The organism is Acinetobacter populi (assembly GCF_002174125.1).
In the GTDB taxonomy this organism is placed as follows: Bacteria; Pseudomonadota; Gammaproteobacteria; order Pseudomonadales; family Moraxellaceae; genus Acinetobacter; species Acinetobacter populi.
The window spans coordinates 195584-213093 of the sequence record NZ_NEXX01000001.1 but is presented as its reverse complement, the minus strand read 5'-3'; the positions used below and the strand labels follow the sequence as shown (position 1 = coordinate 213093).

At 36.4% G+C, this 17510-nt stretch carries 12 protein-coding genes, 1 pseudogene and 1 CRISPR repeat array; of the genes and pseudogenes, 6 read left to right on the top strand and 7 right to left on the bottom strand.

What is annotated here, in order from left to right; genetic code table 11:
• The first annotated feature begins 12 nt into the window (after positions 1 to 12).
• Together CAP51_RS00915 and CAP51_RS00910 are read left to right on the top strand one after the other, a co-directional pair.
• On the top strand, positions 13 to 306 hold the full coding sequence (locus tag CAP51_RS00915; RefSeq protein ID WP_171294689.1) for a hypothetical protein: 294 nt from the start codon (positions 13 to 15) through the stop codon (positions 304 to 306).
• A gap of 281 nt (positions 307 to 587) precedes the next feature.
• On the top strand, positions 588 to 1010 hold the full coding sequence (locus tag CAP51_RS00910; RefSeq protein WP_087618854.1) for a hypothetical protein: 423 nt from the start codon (positions 588 to 590) through the stop codon (positions 1008 to 1010).
• A gap of 33 nt (positions 1011 to 1043) precedes the next feature.
• Here the strand turns inward: CAP51_RS00910 and CAP51_RS00905 are convergent, their stop codons facing one another.
• Together CAP51_RS00905 and CAP51_RS00900 are read right to left on the bottom strand one after the other, a co-directional pair.
• Positions 1044 to 1718, bottom strand: coding sequence for a DUF421 domain-containing protein (locus CAP51_RS00905; protein ID WP_087618853.1), 675 nt, complete (start codon positions 1716 to 1718; stop codon positions 1044 to 1046).
• Between the two features lie 181 nt (positions 1719 to 1899).
• Entirely contained in the window at positions 1900 to 2085 is a 186-nt protein-coding gene (locus CAP51_RS00900; protein ID WP_087618852.1) for a hypothetical protein, read from the bottom strand.
• Between the two features lie 610 nt (positions 2086 to 2695).
• Between CAP51_RS00900 and CAP51_RS00895 the strand changes: the two genes are divergently transcribed.
• On the top strand, positions 2696 to 4096 hold the full coding sequence (locus CAP51_RS00895) for an iron-containing redox enzyme family protein (protein ID WP_087618851.1): 1401 nt from the start codon (positions 2696 to 2698) through the stop codon (positions 4094 to 4096).
• Between the two features lie 17 nt (positions 4097 to 4113).
• A complete protein-coding gene (gene katE / locus CAP51_RS00890; protein WP_281249249.1) occupies positions 4114 to 6270 on the top strand; it encodes a catalase HPII in 2157 nt (718 codons plus the stop codon).
• A 388-nt stretch (positions 6271 to 6658) separates the two neighbouring features.
• On the opposite strand, the pseudogene CAP51_RS00885 reads toward katE, so the two are convergent.
• Positions 6659 to 7192 (bottom strand): annotated as a pseudogene (locus CAP51_RS00885) (hypothetical protein); the annotation flags it as partial.
• A gap of 425 nt (positions 7193 to 7617) precedes the next feature.
• Here CAP51_RS00885 and CAP51_RS00880 point away from each other — a divergent pair.
• Both CAP51_RS00880 and CAP51_RS00875 read left to right on the top strand, forming a co-directional pair.
• Positions 7618 to 8502: an SDR family oxidoreductase gene (locus tag CAP51_RS00880; RefSeq protein ID WP_087618849.1), complete on the top strand. Its 885-nt coding sequence runs from the start codon at positions 7618 to 7620 to the stop codon at positions 8500 to 8502.
• A 331-nt stretch (positions 8503 to 8833) separates the two neighbouring features.
• Positions 8834 to 11164 carry a TonB-dependent receptor gene (locus CAP51_RS00875; RefSeq protein ID WP_087618847.1) on the top strand — a complete coding sequence of 777 codons (2331 nt, stop codon included), beginning with the start codon at positions 8834 to 8836 and terminating at the stop codon, positions 11162 to 11164.
• A 123-nt stretch (positions 11165 to 11287) separates the two neighbouring features.
• A CRISPR array of direct repeats spans positions 11288 to 13596; the repeat unit is 28 nt; unit sequence TTTCTAAGCGGTGTATGCCACCGTGAAC.
• Positions 13597 to 13728: 132 nt separating this feature from the next.
• On the opposite strand, the gene cas6f is transcribed toward CAP51_RS00875, so the two are convergent.
• The 4 genes from cas6f to csy1 are packed head-to-tail and all read right to left on the bottom strand — an operon-like array spanning position 13729 to position 17496.
• Positions 13729 to 14322 carry a type I-F CRISPR-associated endoribonuclease Cas6/Csy4 gene (gene cas6f, locus CAP51_RS00870; RefSeq protein ID WP_087618845.1) on the bottom strand — a complete coding sequence of 198 codons (594 nt, stop codon included), beginning with the start codon at positions 14320 to 14322 and terminating at the stop codon, positions 13729 to 13731.
• A gap of 2 nt (positions 14323 to 14324) precedes the next feature.
• Positions 14325 to 15341 (bottom strand): type I-F CRISPR-associated protein Csy3, encoded by a 1017-nt coding sequence (gene csy3, locus CAP51_RS00865; protein ID WP_087618843.1) that lies wholly within the window; start codon positions 15339 to 15341, stop codon positions 14325 to 14327.
• 23 nt (positions 15342 to 15364) lie between these two features.
• Positions 15365 to 16252: a type I-F CRISPR-associated protein Csy2 gene (gene csy2, locus CAP51_RS00860; RefSeq protein ID WP_087618842.1), complete on the bottom strand. Its 888-nt coding sequence runs from the start codon at positions 16250 to 16252 to the stop codon at positions 15365 to 15367.
• The gene (gene csy1 / locus CAP51_RS00855; RefSeq protein ID WP_087618841.1) at positions 16252 to 17496 is read right to left on the bottom strand and encodes a type I-F CRISPR-associated protein Csy1; all 1245 of its coding nucleotides are present in this window, start codon (positions 17494 to 17496) and stop codon (positions 16252 to 16254) included. The genes csy2 and csy1 overlap by 1 nt, the downstream gene beginning before the upstream one ends.
• Positions 17497 to 17510: the final 14 nt, after the last annotated feature.

The following is a 17510-nucleotide window of genomic DNA, read 5'->3' as shown; positions in this document are numbered from 1 at the left end:
ATTTATATTTTTGTGAGGTTTCATATGTTTAAAATTATTTCTATATTAAGTATTGGGTTTATTTTCGGTCTAACTGCTTGTCAGGACAGAAAAAATCATGATCCGGTTAATGATACAGCACCAGAAACGACCACCCCACATACCTTTCAGTCTGAACCAGGTCCTGATGCGAATTCTCCTAATATTCCAGCCCCAGTTAACAATGACGCACCTCGGGCTGCTGAAATGGGAGATGAAGTTTCACCTACCACTTTGCATGATGATACATCATCCACAGGGACGACTTCCACGAATCCAGCACGTTAATTAAAGCATGTGATTTGGGCATAAAAATTAGATAAAGATGGTTTTTACTTTAAAAACCATCTTTATTCTTATTCTAGTTTAAAATAATATTCAGGCATTTATGTTCAATAACGAACAATTACTTAAATAAAATGTGATATAAATCATCTTTAATAAGTTGAATTGTCAATGATATGTAAATATATTATTTTTTTAGAACAATTATTACAAAAATATCAACATTTAATTACCAAAAGTCATTCATACTTCATTTTGAGTCGATAATTCTAAGGGTTGAGGAAATGCCACAATATTTAAGAGTTGCAGAAAAAGTTTATAAGAAGCTTGAAAAAAATAAGGGTTTTATAGGAGAGACCAATGCAGATCTCAATACATTGATGATTGAAATAAAAAACGAGATTAAAGGCACAGAGTTAAAATTGCTGTACCATCGCATAGATTTTGATAGTCTAATGATGTGTGGAACACAAAGTAAAATCAAGCTGGATTTAAGCTTGATTCCTAAAATTAAAAACTCGCAGGAATTTATTTTATGGCTTGCTGGTTTTATAGAGAAAATCACGACTGGGGGAAAGCGCAGATTACCGCCCCTCGTGACGGAGAATAAATTGCCAGAAGATGTAAATAAAGAATTATCATCTGCGCCAAGTATAAATCATGCCGAGAAAATCGTAGAGTATTTTGTTAATGGAAAAGTGAGCTAATTCATTCGATTCTATGCCTAGAATAATGGATTTCTAGGCATGTGGAGAATTAAATGACTTGGCCCAGCCTATGTGGTCGCAGCGTGAACAGACCTGATCTAGATGTTGTAAATGTTGAGTCATTCCACAATACATGCAGGAATAAAACCTGTCTGTTTCATAAACTGTTGCGGTGATATACGACTTGGGAAATAAAGGTAAGCCCCAGCGCGTATCTTGCGGTGAATAAAAAAGAATACTTAAACATCCATCCGTTTCAAGTAGTGCGCTTTTCACCTGACCCAAATGTTCGATATGTTGTTGGCGCATTTCTGCAAAAAACTCATCATGGGAATATTTTTCTTTTTTGATATCTGAAATGACTAACATGCCATGTTCTACAATATATAATGGTTCACCTTCTAATAATTTTTCGATTTTCTTATTTTTCATCATCAGCCAAGTGGTCATACGATATAATATAATAATGGTGCACATCACCAAAAAGGCCTGAATAATTGGCACATCTTCTACAAACATCGGATCGCCAGCCGCAGAACCTAAACACAAAATAATAGCGAGTTCGAATATAGACAGTTGCCGAATACCGCGTTTACCTGAAATACGCAAGAATATCAAAACAAGAATATACATTGCTGTACAACGAAGCAGTATTTCCAGCATAAAATCAAAAGAAGTGTCATAAATAAATATTTTAAATAAATCCATTTAATCATTGCTCAATATTGTTTGTGATTAGCATAGATAAATCGAATAAAAAAATAAAGGTCTAATCTTTTAATTTTAAGATTAGACCTCTGTAAAATTTTAGTTCTTAAGTATTTTATAGGATATTTTTTTCTTGATTGAATTTTTATAAGACGCTAAAAGGATAATATGAATTTCATATTTAATTTTGTTGTTGGGTATGTTGATTTGCATCGATATGTTTTGAATTTTTTTGTTCATGATCTGGTTGAGGTAATTTTTGTCTATCCGGCTGTAAATGATGACCAGAATGATCTGGACTACGCGGTTCTTCACCATGTTGATTTGGAATAGGTTTCTTTTGGTGATTTTGATTTGAATGACTCATCATATTTCCTCATTGTAATGTGTTGATTTACAACTATCTGGTATATTTCAATCATTTTATTAAAGCAGGAAAAAATAAAAGTGAAATGTAATAAATGTTGCATGATATTTTTTTGTAAGCAATGAAAAATTAAGTGATTGAAATATAATTTAATATTATTTTTATTTGATAAATTAAGCATGGGTTTATATCATATCATTACAAAGTTGAGGTGTTTTTTTACAATCGATATAATAAGAGATTTAATGAGTTTTGTTGTATCCTTCATTAGAAATAATTTTATATATTTAATTGCATAAATTCTCTTTTATATACTGATTCTCAATCAAATTATAGCAAGCTTATAAATATAAATTTAACTTTACTTAAATAATTTTAATTTTATTAAGTTATTTTGAAAAACATGGACAAAATGTTGTATATATCATTTTTCTCAAATGATTCCAAATGTTTCACTGTAAATTTATATTTTATAAATTATTGAAAAAGCTCTATATTTATTATTTTGATGTAATTTTGGATACTTAAATTTACAAAGGTGGAGTATCAATAAAAGAAAGAGATTTTTATATTAATAATGAAGTTAAACATGAATATATAAGGAAAACAAATGCCAATAATTGCCAAGGAAAGATTGTTAAAGCTATTGCACGAAGTTCCTGAAAATTACTATGAGTTGGTCAATTTTTTTCTCGATGCAGATATTTCGATTGCTGATAAAAATATAAAGTCAAAAACTTTCCTGCAACGAGAAATTGATAAATTAAATATAGAAAATTTACAATTTCCGCAACTAAACCAATTAAGAGCATGGCTTGAACAAGAAAATAAATCCACTCGGGAAGAATATCAAAATTATCTTGTAATGCGTAAACAGGGTGGAAAAAGACAATATTTTAGCAATCTGGGGCAGGCATTTGAGTTTTTAACCAAAGTTGCACCGCTTAAACAGGTGGATGGTGCTTGGCTATATAGCACGGTAAATTACTGGAATAATACGGATTTACATGACTTAATCCTGATTTATCTGGAAGAACTGGGAACCGGGAAAGCGACTGCCAATCATGTATGTTTATATCATCATCTTTTAAAAAACTTGGGTTTGGATGAATGGAATTTATATCTTGAAGATGAATATTATCAACAGGCAGCAATACAGCTGGCATTAGGTTATGCACCACCGGAATTTTTACCGGAAATCATGGGATATAATCTTGAGTATGAGCAATTACCCTTACATTTATTGATTACCAATTTTGAGCTTGCTGAACTCGGTGTGGATGCTTCTTATTTTAATCTGCATATTACCATTGATAATCAGGATAATGGCCATGCACATCGTTCCATTAAAATGGTGGAAAAGTTTGCAACAAAATATCAGGACAAAGACAATTTCTACCATAAATTAAAGCAGGGTTATGCACTCAATCAATTGGGAGTTGGTAGTGTGCAAATTATTCGTGAGTTAAATCTCGATTATTTCGTTCATAAAATTTTAAAGAAAAAAGCCATAACTGGGTCACTTATTCATAATAATCGATGTGTTTTTAATCATAAGACGGTCAATCAGTGGCTTTCCAGTCCGGAGCAAGTCGAATTGTTCATTGCCTATTTAGTCGAATCAGAATGGATTAAGTTTGGCACAGATCCGGAAGAAAGCCGTTTCTGGAAATTAATCCATAGTGAAAGTGGGCGAATGTTTGGTGTATTTAATTTGGCTGAAAGACAAATTATTTATGACTGGATTCGTGGTGAGTTTCCTAGTCGATTCAGGATATCACATACCCATCCTATTCCTTATCTACACGATACAGATCGCTTTACTTTAGATTATCTCGCGCAACTTGAACATGAGAAGCTGCAATCAGTGATTCATCATTCGCCTGATATTTCAGACAAGATGAACCAGTTGATTCCCTATCTTGCACCACATTTACATCACCAGAAAATGGGTTTATGGAGTACCCATGTTTATACCCAATTACTCTTTCCTTACGTGTTACAGCCTTGAATTCAAATTTTTAACATATAGCCAATTATGAAGGTAGCCATATGAATAAGCATCAGTCAAAACACAACAACGCAAGTGAAGTTGCTGGAACAGATTCTCCGGATAAAGACAACCATAGTTTGAAATCGGATCAGTTGGATCAATTTCGTAGTGATGCTTCGCATCAGGCATTGACCACCAACCAAGGCGTCAAGATTTCTGATAATCAAAATAGTTTAAGGGCAGGGGTTCGTGGCTCAACGCTACTTGAAGATTTTATTTTAAGAGAAAAAATTACACATTTTGATCACGAACGTATTCCAGAACGTATCGTACATGCGCGTGGTGTCGGCGCACATGGATATTTTCAAGCTTATGCCGGTAATGAGAAATATAGCAAAGCCGGATTTTTAACCGACCCAGATATTCAAACACCGGTTTTTGTTCGTTTTTCTACAGTACAAGGACCACGCGGTTCTGCTGATACGGTTCGGGATATCCGTGGTTTTGCCATTAAATTCTATACACAGGAAGGAAATTTCGATCTGGTCGGAAATAATGCACCAGTATTTTTTATTCAGGATGGGATTAAATTTCCAGACTTTGTCCATGCAGTTAAACCGGAACCTCATACTGAAGTGCCTACTGGTGCTTCTGCACATGATACCTTTTGGGATTTTGTCTCTTTGGTGCCGGAATCTGCACATGCAGTAATGTGGGCGATGTCTGATCGTGCGATTCCACGAAATTTGCGTTCGATTCAAGGTTTCGGGGTCCATACCTTTCGTTTGATTGATGCACAAGGTAAAGGTCGTTTTGTAAAATTTCATTGGACGCCAAAACAGGGATTGGCTGCCTTGGTCTGGGATGAGGCACAAAAACTGGCAGGAAAAGATCCGGACTTCCATCGTCGTGATTTGTATGAAGCGATTGAAAATGGCTTTTATCCGGAATGGGAACTCGGAATACAGATTGTTGAAGAAGAAAACGAAATGGATTTTGATTTTGACATCCTTGATCCGACCAAAATTATTCCGGAAGAATTGGTGCCAGTGATTCCAATCGGGAAGTTTGTGCTGAATCGTAACGTCGATAATTTCTTTGCCGAAATTGAACAGATAGCATTTTGTCCAGGACATATCGTTCCGGGGATCGATTTTAGTAATGATCCTTTATTACAGGCACGTTTATTTTCCTATACAGATACACAAATCAGTCGATTGGGTGGCCCGAATTTTCATCAACTTCCAATCAATAAACCAGTATGTCCATTTCATAATCAACAACGTGATGCCATGCATCAAACTACCATTCACAAAGGACAAGCATCTTATCAACCAAATTCGATTGATAATAACTGGCCGGTTGAAACCCCACCAGCCGAGAAAAATGGCGGTTTTGAAAGTTATCAGGAACGCATTGATGGTCATAAAATTCGTCAGAGAAGTGAATCTTTTGCCGATCATTTTTCTCAGGCACGTTTGTATTATCAAAGTCTAGCACCGCATGAACAAGGCCATGTTGTCGATGCCTATACTTTTGAATTGAGTAAAGTGCAGCGTCAACATATCCGGGAAAGAGAAGTGCAGGAGGTTTTGGCGCAGATTGATCTGGATTTGGCCAAACAGGTCGGGGATAATTTGGGAATTGAGATTGCGACTGACCAGACTTTGCCTAAAGCTGCCGAAAAATCCAAAAAACTTTCCATGCTGGCGTTTATACCGGAAGATATTGTCGCCAAAAAAATTGCAGTATTGGTACATGATGGTGTAAATCCAGACAATATTGCAGCGATTAAAGACTGGGCAGCACAGGAGCAAGCCGTCGTTCATGTATTAACACCTTTAGCTGCGCCAGTAAAAGATGCAAAAGATCAACAGGTTGCATCAGATGGGATGCAAAAGGCTGAACCTTCGATTGCCTATGATGCCGTGATTGTTGTGGATGGTGATAATCTGGACAAAGTAGAAAAAGATGGGGTTGCCAAGCATTATATTCTTGAAGCCTATAAACATCTTAAGCCAATTATTTTGCTGGGTGATAAATCTGGCTTAACTGAAATTTTGGATTTAGAGGTGGATGATGGGGTGTTGAGTGCGGATAAATTTACTGCTGTTAAAAAAGAATTGACGGAGCGTATTCGGCATCATCGTATCTGGTCAAGAGAGGCAGTGGTTAAAAGTATTCCGGCTTAAATGAATTTTGTAATTCAATAAAAATACCCTGAACATTAATTTTCAGGGTATTTTTTATCTTTAATATTAAATGATTTGTATATTAATTGGTCCAGCGATTCCACGCATCACGAACTGCATATTTTGCATGTTCCCATTTTAATCGTGATTCACCTTTAAATTGTTCCCATTTGCTGGATAAATCATCTTCTACATCTTCAAACTTTTTACTCTTATCATAATTCGGACGATTTTTATAACCGAATTGATAGGCATTGCGATAATCCCGATCATAATCTAAATCACCATATACTTCCTGATTATTATGATAATAAGGCGTATAAATATAATTTTCCCGCCAATAAATATCTTCTGGATCACCATCGGCAGTATTCAGATAACCGTTGACTCGATTCCAGCTATCGCGAGTAGCTTCACGCGCTTCTTCCCATTTTAAATGGGAATTATTTTTTGCCTGTTCCCATTTTGTGGCAAGCTCAGGTTCGATATCCTCAAAGGTATAATCTGGGGAATGGATTCTGGATTCATAACCCAAGCGATAGGCCGAACCATAATCCTGATCATAATCCAGTGCACCGTATTTATCCGTAGCAGATTGATAATATGGGGTTGTGGTATAGGTATCTCGCCAATAGGCTTCTTCAATAGTCGGATTGAACTTCTCCGCAGTATTATGTCCTGCCAATGCGCCTGCAATACCACCGGCAATACCGCCAATCACTGCACCTACAGGACCGCCAGCCAAGCCTATTGCTGCGCCTGCTGACGCACCAAAAGCAGTCCCTATACCAGTTCCGACTGGATGAGAGCCGGGTTCATCGGTAATTGGATCTGCATTTAAAGCATCACGCTGTTCCGGGGTTAATGCTTCTTTGTCTGAATTTGGATTTAATTTATTGGAATGAATGTGATTGTCAGTCATGTCTTTACTCCTTGATTTATTAAAATTGAACGATAATTAAGTTGCTCAATGAGATTTACTTTAGAAGGTATTTTTATAAATATAAACGTAGATGTTGTTACGTTATGAGATGTGAATATTTTTTTAGGTGAATATATGTCAAATGTGTTGTTGGTTATTCATAGGAGATGTTACTAAATATATGTTATAAAATTATACAATGTAAAACTGAATAATATTCCAATTTAATGTGATATTGAAAATTAATGGTTTTTCTATTCCATTGCGGTGATCATAAATTATAAAATTTCAAAAAAATTATTTATGCTACATATTATTATATTTTATCTATATTGATTTACGGGATAAAACAATTATAAAAAAACAGCATGCCAAATTATTTGTTAATTTAATATCATCTGATTTTACATATCAAGGTAAATAAAATGGTAAATGTCAATCATGAACAACAATATCCTTCTGTTCCACCCAAACAACATCAATCTCATCAGCCGGGTCAACAGGAAAAAATGCATCCTGAGCCAGAGATTATTAAAGCCACTCACCAAGGCAGTGACAAATTAAAAGATAAGGTGGTGCTGATCAGTGGTGGTGATAGTGGCATTGGTCGTTCCATTGCAGTTCTCTTTGCTCGGGAAGGTGCAGATATTGCAATCATTTATCTAGAAGAGCAGGATGATGCAGAAAAAACCAAACAATGGGTAGAACAAGAAGGTAGAACATGTTTACTGCTAAAAGGGGACTTGAGTGAGAGTCAAACCACAGCCAAGCATGTAGATGAAGTACTTAAAACTTTTGGCAAGATTAATATTTTAATTAATAATGCTGGGGTGCAATATCCTCAATCTGCGCTAACCGATATTAGTGATGAACAATTGGCCAAAACATTTCATACCAATATTTTTGCCATATTTTATTTAACTAGACAGGTTCTGCCGCATTTACATCCCGGTGATAGTATTGTTAATACAACTAGCATTACCAGTTATCAGGGGCATGATGAGTTAATTGATTATGCCAGTACAAAGGGTGCAATTACGACTTTTACCCGTAGTCTATCCAATAATTTGCTCAAGCAGAAAAAAGGCATACGAGTCAATGCGGTTGCTCCAGGTCCGATCTGGACACCATTAATTCCGAGTAGTTTTGATGCCGAGACTGTTGCACAATTTGGGAAAGATACTCCGATGGGAAGAATGGGACAACCCAGTGAAGTTGCACCTGCCTATTTATTTTTATGTTCCGATGATGCTAGCTATATTAGTGGACAGGTCATTCATGTCAATGGTGGAACGATTGTAAATGGATAATCAATAATAGATAGCGTATGGGAATATCTCTTATTTCTACAGTATTTAGTTTCATATATCTATAAAAATGATGGGACCAATGATCTAAAATGAAAATTTGGTCCCAATCAGTTTATAAATATTGCAAGAAAATAAATATCAATAAACGTTCGTATTATTTTGCATCCGTCTTTTATAAATATGCCGTTCGCCTGAATAGGCATGTAAAGTAGCCGTAGTAAGCAAGTGTATCTGTAACGTCAACGGTCGATCCCTGCTATACAGTAGAATAACAGTTGTATAACATAATGTAATACTATAACATAACAATTAACATAAATAGGAGATTACTGTGCGCCCTCATGCTTTATCCATTGCAATTTTACTGTCTATCCATCATGCACATGCTTCTGAAACAGAAGAAATTATTTCTCTACCGCTGATTCAGGTCGATGCAGAACAACTTACTTTGGTGGACAATGTGGTAAAGGTGGAAAACCAGAATGCAGATAATAAGACTTTGGGAGATGCACTAAAACATATCTCTGGCGTACAAAGCAGTGCTTTTGGTCCAAATGCGGGAGCACCGGTAATCCGAAGTTTAAGTGGGAATCGTGTACAAATTCTGGAAGATGGCGCATCAATCTATGGTATGAATGCCATCAGCGGTGATATTAGTATTCCTTTTGATCCTTTGTTTAGCCAAACCATCACAGTCAATAAATCGTCAGATAGTGTACGTTATGGCGGTAATGCCATTGGTGGAAGTGTCAATGTTGATACAGGCTTGATTGATCAGGATATGCCGGATAAAAATGCCAATCTGGAAGTGGTGGCAAAAAAAGGTTGGAACGATTTTAATGCCAAGGGGTTTAAGCTTAATTTAAATAATCAGCATAATTTTTCGACCAATTTTCTGTTTTCTACGCAGGATATTTCTTCTTATAAAATTCACGGAAATAGCAAAGCAAGCGTATGTAATACTGCTTTATTTCCTGCCAGTGGGGGCACCAATACTGCATTAGCTGATGCCTGCCAAAAAGAAGCACGGATTCAACAGGTATATAACACTGCTTCACAGCCTTATATTGATCAATTTATGACAGAAAATCCAGATTGGGCAGATGGTACATTTTCATTTTATACCGATCAACCCACTTCAGTTTGGAGTGGTAAAACCTATATCAATCCGGAAAACCCTGATTATGTTCCAGATACACCCAAATATACTCAAAATAAAATCAATAGAGATGTGACACCGGACTACAAAAATAAACTGGGCAATAGTTATTTTGAGAATCAGCATTATGCCATTGGGAGCACTTATTTATTTGATCGCGGCTATATTGGTATCAGTGCAGATTCGAAAAAAAGTGAATATGGTGTACCGGGATTTTCGCTGGAAAATAAATCATTCCAAGCCAATTATGATGATGGATTGCCCGTTGGTGTCAAAACTGATCAACGAAAATATACGCTACAAAGCCAGTTAAATTTTGAATCACCTTTTTTAAACCAAATCCAGTTTAATACCAATAAATTGATCAACACTTCTGGTGAATATTTAGGGGCAGAAATTGCCAATCGCTATAAATTTGATACGCAACAGGCAGAATTATTACTCAAACATCAACCGATGAAATTGTTAAGTGGTTTTGTTGGATTGAATTACGTCGATCGCAAAGTTAAAGGGCAGGGCGAGTTACGTTATCTACCTGATCTCAACACACAAACACAGGCAATATTTATTAAAGAAAAGTTGGATTTTAACTGGTTAGAATTAGATGCAGGCTATCGTACAGAGCGGGTAGAGCATAAAGTTCAGGACAGTGATTTTAAGACATCCAGAAATTCACCCAATGTAGAATTAAAGGATCGTAAATTAAATCTGGATAGTTTTAATGTCGGATCATATCTAAAATTTAATGATTTAATCGGACTAAAATTACGTTATTCAGTTTCGGAAAGAGCGCCGGAAATTAATGAGTTATATGCAAGTAATGCGCATTATTCCATTATGCTACAAGAAGAAGGGAATCAAAATCTTAAAGAAGAAAAATCCAAGAATCTAGAATTAACAGGATTGATTCATTATAAGGATTTCGATTTTGAGGCGACTGTTTATAAGATGAAATATGATAATTATCTATATCTGACCCATTCAGGTTTACAAACAGCAAATCGTTTGCCGCTCAAATATTGGACGCAGACAGATACTGAAATTACTGGTTTTGAAATTGATGTCAAACAAAAAGTTGATTTAAATTATTATGGCAATTTGGTTCTTTCTGCTTTTGCAGATTTAGTCAAAAACAAGAACCTGAATCCGAATGAATATAGCCTGTTTAATGACGGCAATTATTTGCCGAATATGCCAACCAACCGTTATGGGGCAAATATTGAATGGGAGAAAAATGATTGGTCGGCCCGATTATCCAGTATTTATTATGATAAACCTCAGTATCTGGGTAAAAATGTATCTCAGGAAATTCCTTTACCTGCATATAATATGGTTGATCTACAAATTCGTAAACATTTAAAACTACATAATGCAGATTTTGATGTATTTTTAAATGGTTCAAATTTGTTAGATGAAGATGCTCGACCACAAAATTCACCATTAAAATATATTGCACCACTTCCCGGGCGTGGATTTCAAATTGGGGTAAGCATGAAACTTTAAGTATTAAGTAATTTTTGTTTGATAACATCAAGACAGCCGATGATTTTAAGGACTATAGGCTGTCTTGATGAGGTTTTATATCTTTTTAAGCGACCTATGCGGTAGAGTAAAGAATTTTTAAGGTTTCTAAGCGGTGTATGCCACCGTGAACGGGGCATTCTGTGCGAAATACGATATGGTTTATTTCTAAGCGGTGTATGCCACCGTGAACAGGCATACAACCATGTTGTTAATAGTGTGAAGTTTCTAAGCGGTGTATGCCACCGTGAACAACAGACCAAGGCACAAAAATGGTTCAATGAATTTCTAAGCGGTGTATGCCACCGTGAACCAAAGAAAATTTTGCAACAGCTTATGATCTTTTTTCTAAGCGGTGTATGCCACCGTGAACGCATATTTAAGTGTAAGCAATGGCTTTGCATGTTTCTAAGCGGTGTATGCCACCGTGAACAATACTGTCAAGAAAAAAATATAAGCTGGCATTTTCTAAGCGGTGTATGCCACCGTGAACAAAATTCACGTATCGCATGGGGGCTTCAAGCTTTTCTAAGCGGTGTATGCCACCGTGAACTATATAGCAACGCATACGCACGTGTATATAGATTTTCTAAGCGGTGTATGCCACCGTGAACTTATTCAGCAAAACATTTAATCGAACGCAATCTTTCTAAGCGGTGTATGCCACCGTGAACTTGACGTGTTGCAGCGTGACAATGGCGGACGTTTTCTAAGCGGTGTATGCCACCGTGAACCTAAACTTCGATCTGTATAACTTGCCCCGATGTTTCTAAACGGTGTATGCCACCGTGAACTTCGCACATCATAACAACTGTAGTTATGTTGTTTTCTAAGCGGTGTATGCCACCGTGAACATCCAGCAATACACTTTAATGACTGATGAAATTTTCTAAGCGGTGTATGCCACCGTGAACTAAATGAGCGTGAACTATCCGCTAACAGGTATTTTCTAAGCGGTGTATGCCACCGTGAACTGTGCCAATCCGCCCCAGTACGCTCTATTATCTTTCTAAGCGGTGTATGCCACCGTGAACCGCACACGTTTTTCGGAAATGCGGACAAAACATTTCTAAGCGGTGTATGCCACCGTGAACATTGATAGAGACATCTGTTGTTTTTCTTTTAATTTCTAAGCGGTGTATGCCACCGTGAACATTCACCCCAACAGGTAACCCAGAAGTAGACTTTTCTAAGCGGTGTATGCCACCGTGAACGCCTGCTCCCATGCCGCGATGTCGGCAGCATATTTCTAAGCGGTGTATGCCACCGTGAACTATTCAAAACCGCATCACTGTAATGTGTTCAATTTCTAAGCGGTGTATGCCACCGTGAACGAGATTGGCGACAATCCTATGCGTCCATCAAGTTTCTAAGCGGTGTATGCCACCGTGAACGATGTATATACAGCGACGCCGCTTAGAAGACTTTTCTAAGCGGTGTATGCCACCGTGAACGCATTATGGCAAACAGATACAGCACGCACCATTTTCTAAGCGGTGTATGCCACCGTGAACAAGATGTGCACACTATCGTTGTAGACTTGGATTTTCTAAGCGGTGTATGCCACCGTGAACACTGGTAATCGCTCAATATCATTAGGCCAAAATTTCTAAGCGGTGTATGCCACCGTGAACGTAGTGAGCTGTTCGCCAGCACGTTGAATGTATTTCTAAGCGGTGTATGCCACCGTGAACTTCGCACATCGTAACAACTGTAATTATGCTGTTTTCTAAGCGGTGTATGCCACCGTGAACCAGATACTATGAAGGTATGGGGATCAATCATCTTTCTAAGCGGTGTATGCCACCGTGAACAGCGAGGCAACTTCATGAAAAAATGCACTTTATTTCTAAGCGGTGTATGCCACCGTGAACCTTTCTTCTTTTTTCTGGCTTCTTGCAAAAAATTTCTAAGCGGTGTATGCCACCGTGAACAAAAGCCAACAATGTCCAAGGAAGATTTTTTTTTTCTAAGCGGTGTATGCCACCGTGAACCGGTATGCGAGGACATCGAATGCTTTCCGAATTTTCTAAGCGGTGTATGCCACCGTGAACGCTCTGTATGAAAACCTGAATAGTTATCTTTATTTCTAAGCGGTGTATGCCACCGTGAACATTCATCAATAGAATAGATTTCTTGCTCACCCTTTCTAAGCGGTGTATGCCACCGTGAACTTGATGATGCTGCGCCATAGTCACCAGTTGATTTTCTAAGCGGTGTATGCCACCGTGAACTACAGAATTTGCGATTGGAACTTTGGTAGCTTTTTCTAAGCGGTGTATGCCACCGTGAACAAAAATTTGGTTATAGCCCTGATGGATTGATTTTTCTAAGCGGTGTATGCCACCGTGAACTCCGAAACACCTAAATCCCAAAACGTCATCACTTTCTAAGCGGTGTATGCCACCGTGAACTGTAATCATAAAGCAAAAAATAAAGTTATAACAGTGCTTTAACTCTAAAAAGTAATAAATACCCAAAGTTTTAAGCAAAGTTATAACTTATTGATTTTATTAAGCTGTTAAAGAGATCAAAAAAATATTGGGTTAAAACTCAGGAACTGTCGCTGTTCGGCTGAGTCCATATGTCCCAAATTTTTTATTATTCGCTTCATCAGCGAGGGTTTTCCCGATATAAAGTCTAAACTTTCTATCATGGCTTAAACTCTTTAAATTGATATAAGGTTCAGCATTAGGCTGTTGGATTAAATCTTTAAAATGGGATTCTGCTTCATTTAATGAAATATTCCTTCGAGCTGCCTGATGCACAATCCGTTGTTCAATCGTCAATTTAGGATTTGCTTTAAAGTAACACGCATATCCTGTGATTTTCCCTTGTGGGACTTCTCTTGGGCTTGTGGTATGTACATAATCTGTTAAACGATCAAGCCATTTATTGAGATTAAGCTGTATCAGTTCATTTTCAGAGTTAGCAAATATACGAATTTTTGAACCTAAAAAACCAATATGTTTTTGTTCATTAATCCGATATTGGGGAAAAGAAACCCCATAGGGAATCTGTTCCTGCTCGTCTTTATGTTCGACAAAAGCGAGGTGGAGTTGAGTATAAAGTTTGGACCAGATGAAATATAAAGATATTTCAGTTTGCTCAATGAGGGTGATTTCTTGGTAATAGAGCATAATTACTCCTTACCACTTTGGCCAAAAACACCACCACGAACTAGAACAGCCATCACATAATGTTCTTGTTCAGGATTTTCTAAACTTTCACCTAATGCATATTTATCAAATAAACTAAAGAAATCTTTTTTGTCTTTAGGTGTGCGATAGGCTTTACCCAAATTAGTTACGGCTCCATACGGTTCAATGGCTATAGCCATTTGCTTATTATCAAACTCTGGATACCAAGTATCAATTGTACGTAAAGCATTACCGATCTTTTGTGAGTGCATTGCTGCAACATCATTGACGTGATAAAGAATTTTGCTTTTTTCACCTTTGCCTTTATCTAGTACAAGTTCTTCACTTGGATAAACTTCTTGTCCATTGCCAACAAGAGCATAAGCTTCAATGTTAATCAATAAATAGGGTAATTCACCTTTAAGTGCTTGTGCTATTTTATCTGTAAGTAATTGAATATTATCGTTAATTTTATTAAATTCGTTGAGTTTATATTGCTTGGCATCGAATGTAAGCGGTTTTTCTTCACCTGTCAATGTCACAATGACTTCCACTTTTTCAGCACCGACTCGGTTACGCCATAAGAAACGAGCATTGGCGATATTTAATGCGTAACGTTTTGCCAGTTCAGTAAAGCCGTATGTAGAGATATAGTTTTTAGCAATTTGATTGTAGGATTGTAAAAATGTTTCGTTATTACATGCAGATGGATTTTCTATACCACCTAATACTTTTAATGTAAAAGAAACTTTTAACGTATCTTGATTTTCACCTAAAGCACAAGCATCTACAGTTTGTAAATTTGCTTTCTCAACTTCTGCATTTAATTTTGTTGGGTCTCCAGCAACCGCAGGTTTTAGACGATTGGAGATTGTTCCTCGAACAGACTTTGGAATAAGTTTTAATGCACTTTGTTCGGTGCGATTATCCCAATTAGTTCCATAGAAATAACCATCTGATGGTACTAGTTTTTTTTCAAATGCTAAAACACTCGCAATTGTATTTTCTTTTTTAGCCATGATTAAAACTCCTTAATATATAATTAGATAGATTGGTTTTGGCAAAGGTAGAGGTTGTTATCAAGATCAACATAATATTGCCATAATAGTTGATCAATATTTTCAATACGATAGGGCATGACAAACTCACCAAGTGTGATTATGGCTTCAGTAAAACGGTGTGGTGTATTTGCATCTCTTTGGTTTGTGGCTTGTCCAAGTTCAGAAATTCCTTGAAAACCAACAGCAATTGGTACAAGCCAACCTTTTTCTTTACGGCTACTTGACCACGCTACTTTGCCATGTTCATCAAGTGCTGAGTTATGCGTTACTTTTAAATAATCTAATACAGCATCTAAGGCATCTTTTTGCTCATTTTCCATTGCATGCTTGACTAAATCACGACGCTCAATAAGAACATGACCTAGCATGAGTTTATTAGAAATTTTTCTAAGTTCTTGATCTTCATCCTCATCTTCATCAAAACTTAGAATTTGGCAGTTTTTTAGTGAAAGTACATCACCACTAGCAAATTTCATTGTTAATACAAGTTGTTTGACTGTCTGTAAAAGTTGTTCAATCTGATCTGGACTGATATTTTTATATTCAATTAAAAGTGAAACTTCTAAATGACATCGTGCTTCCTCAATAAAAGCAGGGCGATTACCATCTTTATCCAACGGATTTGCTGTGCCAACAATCGAAGACACAAAATCACCATGACCTTTGTAGGTTTGCAAATTGAACTCATGGCAACTTACAGCAATTTTATCTAAAGTAATGTCAGCAAAATTTAGTGCTTGTAGCTTACGTTGCAAAGCATGGATGGCACCTAGCCAAGCTGTCATCGCAGGAAAACCAATGGTAAAGGGGCTGCTCATAGCATTGGCATTATGGATTTTAAGATGAGGAATTAAAATAAAACGACGCATTAAAAAAACTCCTTATCTTTTTTCACAGCTTCATTTACCACCGTTTTGACGTGTAAAAGCTCACCATCCCCTAGTTTAAAGGCATCTTGAATCACTTTTTCATAACTTTTTAAAATCCAACTTGCAATGACTTTTGCGAGTTCATTACGCCATTCATTATCTCGTTCATTTTGATAAGCATCGTCCAACCAAATACGTTGTAATTTAGGTAAAGTTTCATAATAGTCTTGATTAGACCAGCCTTCCTCATAATGCTTACGAATTTTAAAAGCTTCTAATAAAATGCGATCAATTATAAAGTGAATAATGTTGCGAATAGCTTCACGAATATCATTATTATTTAGTTCAATCTGCATAAATTTATGCAATTGAGTAAAACTTTCTTGAAAATTATTACGATACAGACACTGTATAAAAAAATCTGTTTTAGGCAAATGAATAGAACGCTTTTCTAGTTTTGGTGGGCAGCTTGATAACAAATAAGCACGTCCAGCATTTTGGCTATTTAATACACTCACATTTTGTGGTTGTGTTCCACCAAAAGCGGTTACGGTTAAATCATAAATATCAGCATAACCAACATCATCTAATTCATTTTTTTTACGATACTCTTTGGCTTGTTTAGTCTGTTCGGAGAAACGTAGATGATCAATACGCTGTTTTAATTCTGTGATTAATCCGGAGGGTGTTAAAATAGACAATAAATGGTAATCTTTGTTTTTAATTGGAAAATAAACTTGCTTAATTAAGTGATCTGTTCTTGATGTTGTATCAGCAGCTTTGATTTTTAGAAAATCAGAACGTAAATTTTCAAAATTTGCAGTTGGAGTACTAATAATTTTTTTTAATTTTTCATCATTTTGTTCTAGATTATCCAAAAGGGTTTTGCCATTTGATAATTGGATACTTAAAAATTTAAATACGTCCATTGCCGCAGCATTACCAAAAACATCCAATGGATAATCCACATTACCACTACGTAAATAACCATCACCACTTTTTTTACTATTGGCAATAATGCTTGATGTTTTAGCACTAGGATGACTAAATTTACTCGGATGACTTACCATAGAAAGTTGTTTAACTCGGTTGGCAGCATCAGGTAACCATTCTGCCAGACTAAATTTGCTTGCTGCTTGCTGTTGTAAATCAGCAATCTCATAATCATCTTTTGCTTTTTTTAAACGATTTTTGAGCCATAGGACTTTACGATCATTTAAAAATATCTTTATATTTTCTGTCATACTGAATTTCCTCG

Bases quoted from the DNA above. Each gene is read 5' to 3' on its own strand.
- CAP51_RS00900 (WP_087618852.1), bottom strand. From the start codon at position 2,085: ATGAGTCATTCAAATCAAAATCACCAAAAGAAACCTATTCCAAATCAA.
- CAP51_RS00910 (WP_087618854.1), top strand. From the start codon at position 588: ATGCCACAATATTTAAGAGTTGCAGAAAAAGTTTATAAGAAGCTTGAA.
- CAP51_RS00905 (WP_087618853.1), bottom strand. From the start codon at position 1,718: ATGGATTTATTTAAAATATTTATTTATGACACTTCTTTTGATTTTATG.
- csy2 (WP_087618842.1), bottom strand. From the start codon at position 16,252: ATGCGTCGTTTTATTTTAATTCCTCATCTTAAAATCCATAATGCCAAT.
- cas6f (WP_087618845.1), bottom strand. From the start codon at position 14,322: ATGCTCTATTACCAAGAAATCACCCTCATTGAGCAAACTGAAATATCT.
- csy3 (WP_087618843.1), bottom strand. From the start codon at position 15,341: ATGGCTAAAAAAGAAAATACAATTGCGAGTGTTTTAGCATTTGAAAAA.
- CAP51_RS00880 (WP_087618849.1), top strand. From the start codon at position 7,618: ATGGTAAATGTCAATCATGAACAACAATATCCTTCTGTTCCACCCAAA.
- csy1 (WP_087618841.1), bottom strand. From the start codon at position 17,496: ATGACAGAAAATATAAAGATATTTTTAAATGATCGTAAAGTCCTATGG.
- CAP51_RS00895 (WP_087618851.1), top strand. From the start codon at position 2,696: ATGCCAATAATTGCCAAGGAAAGATTGTTAAAGCTATTGCACGAAGTT.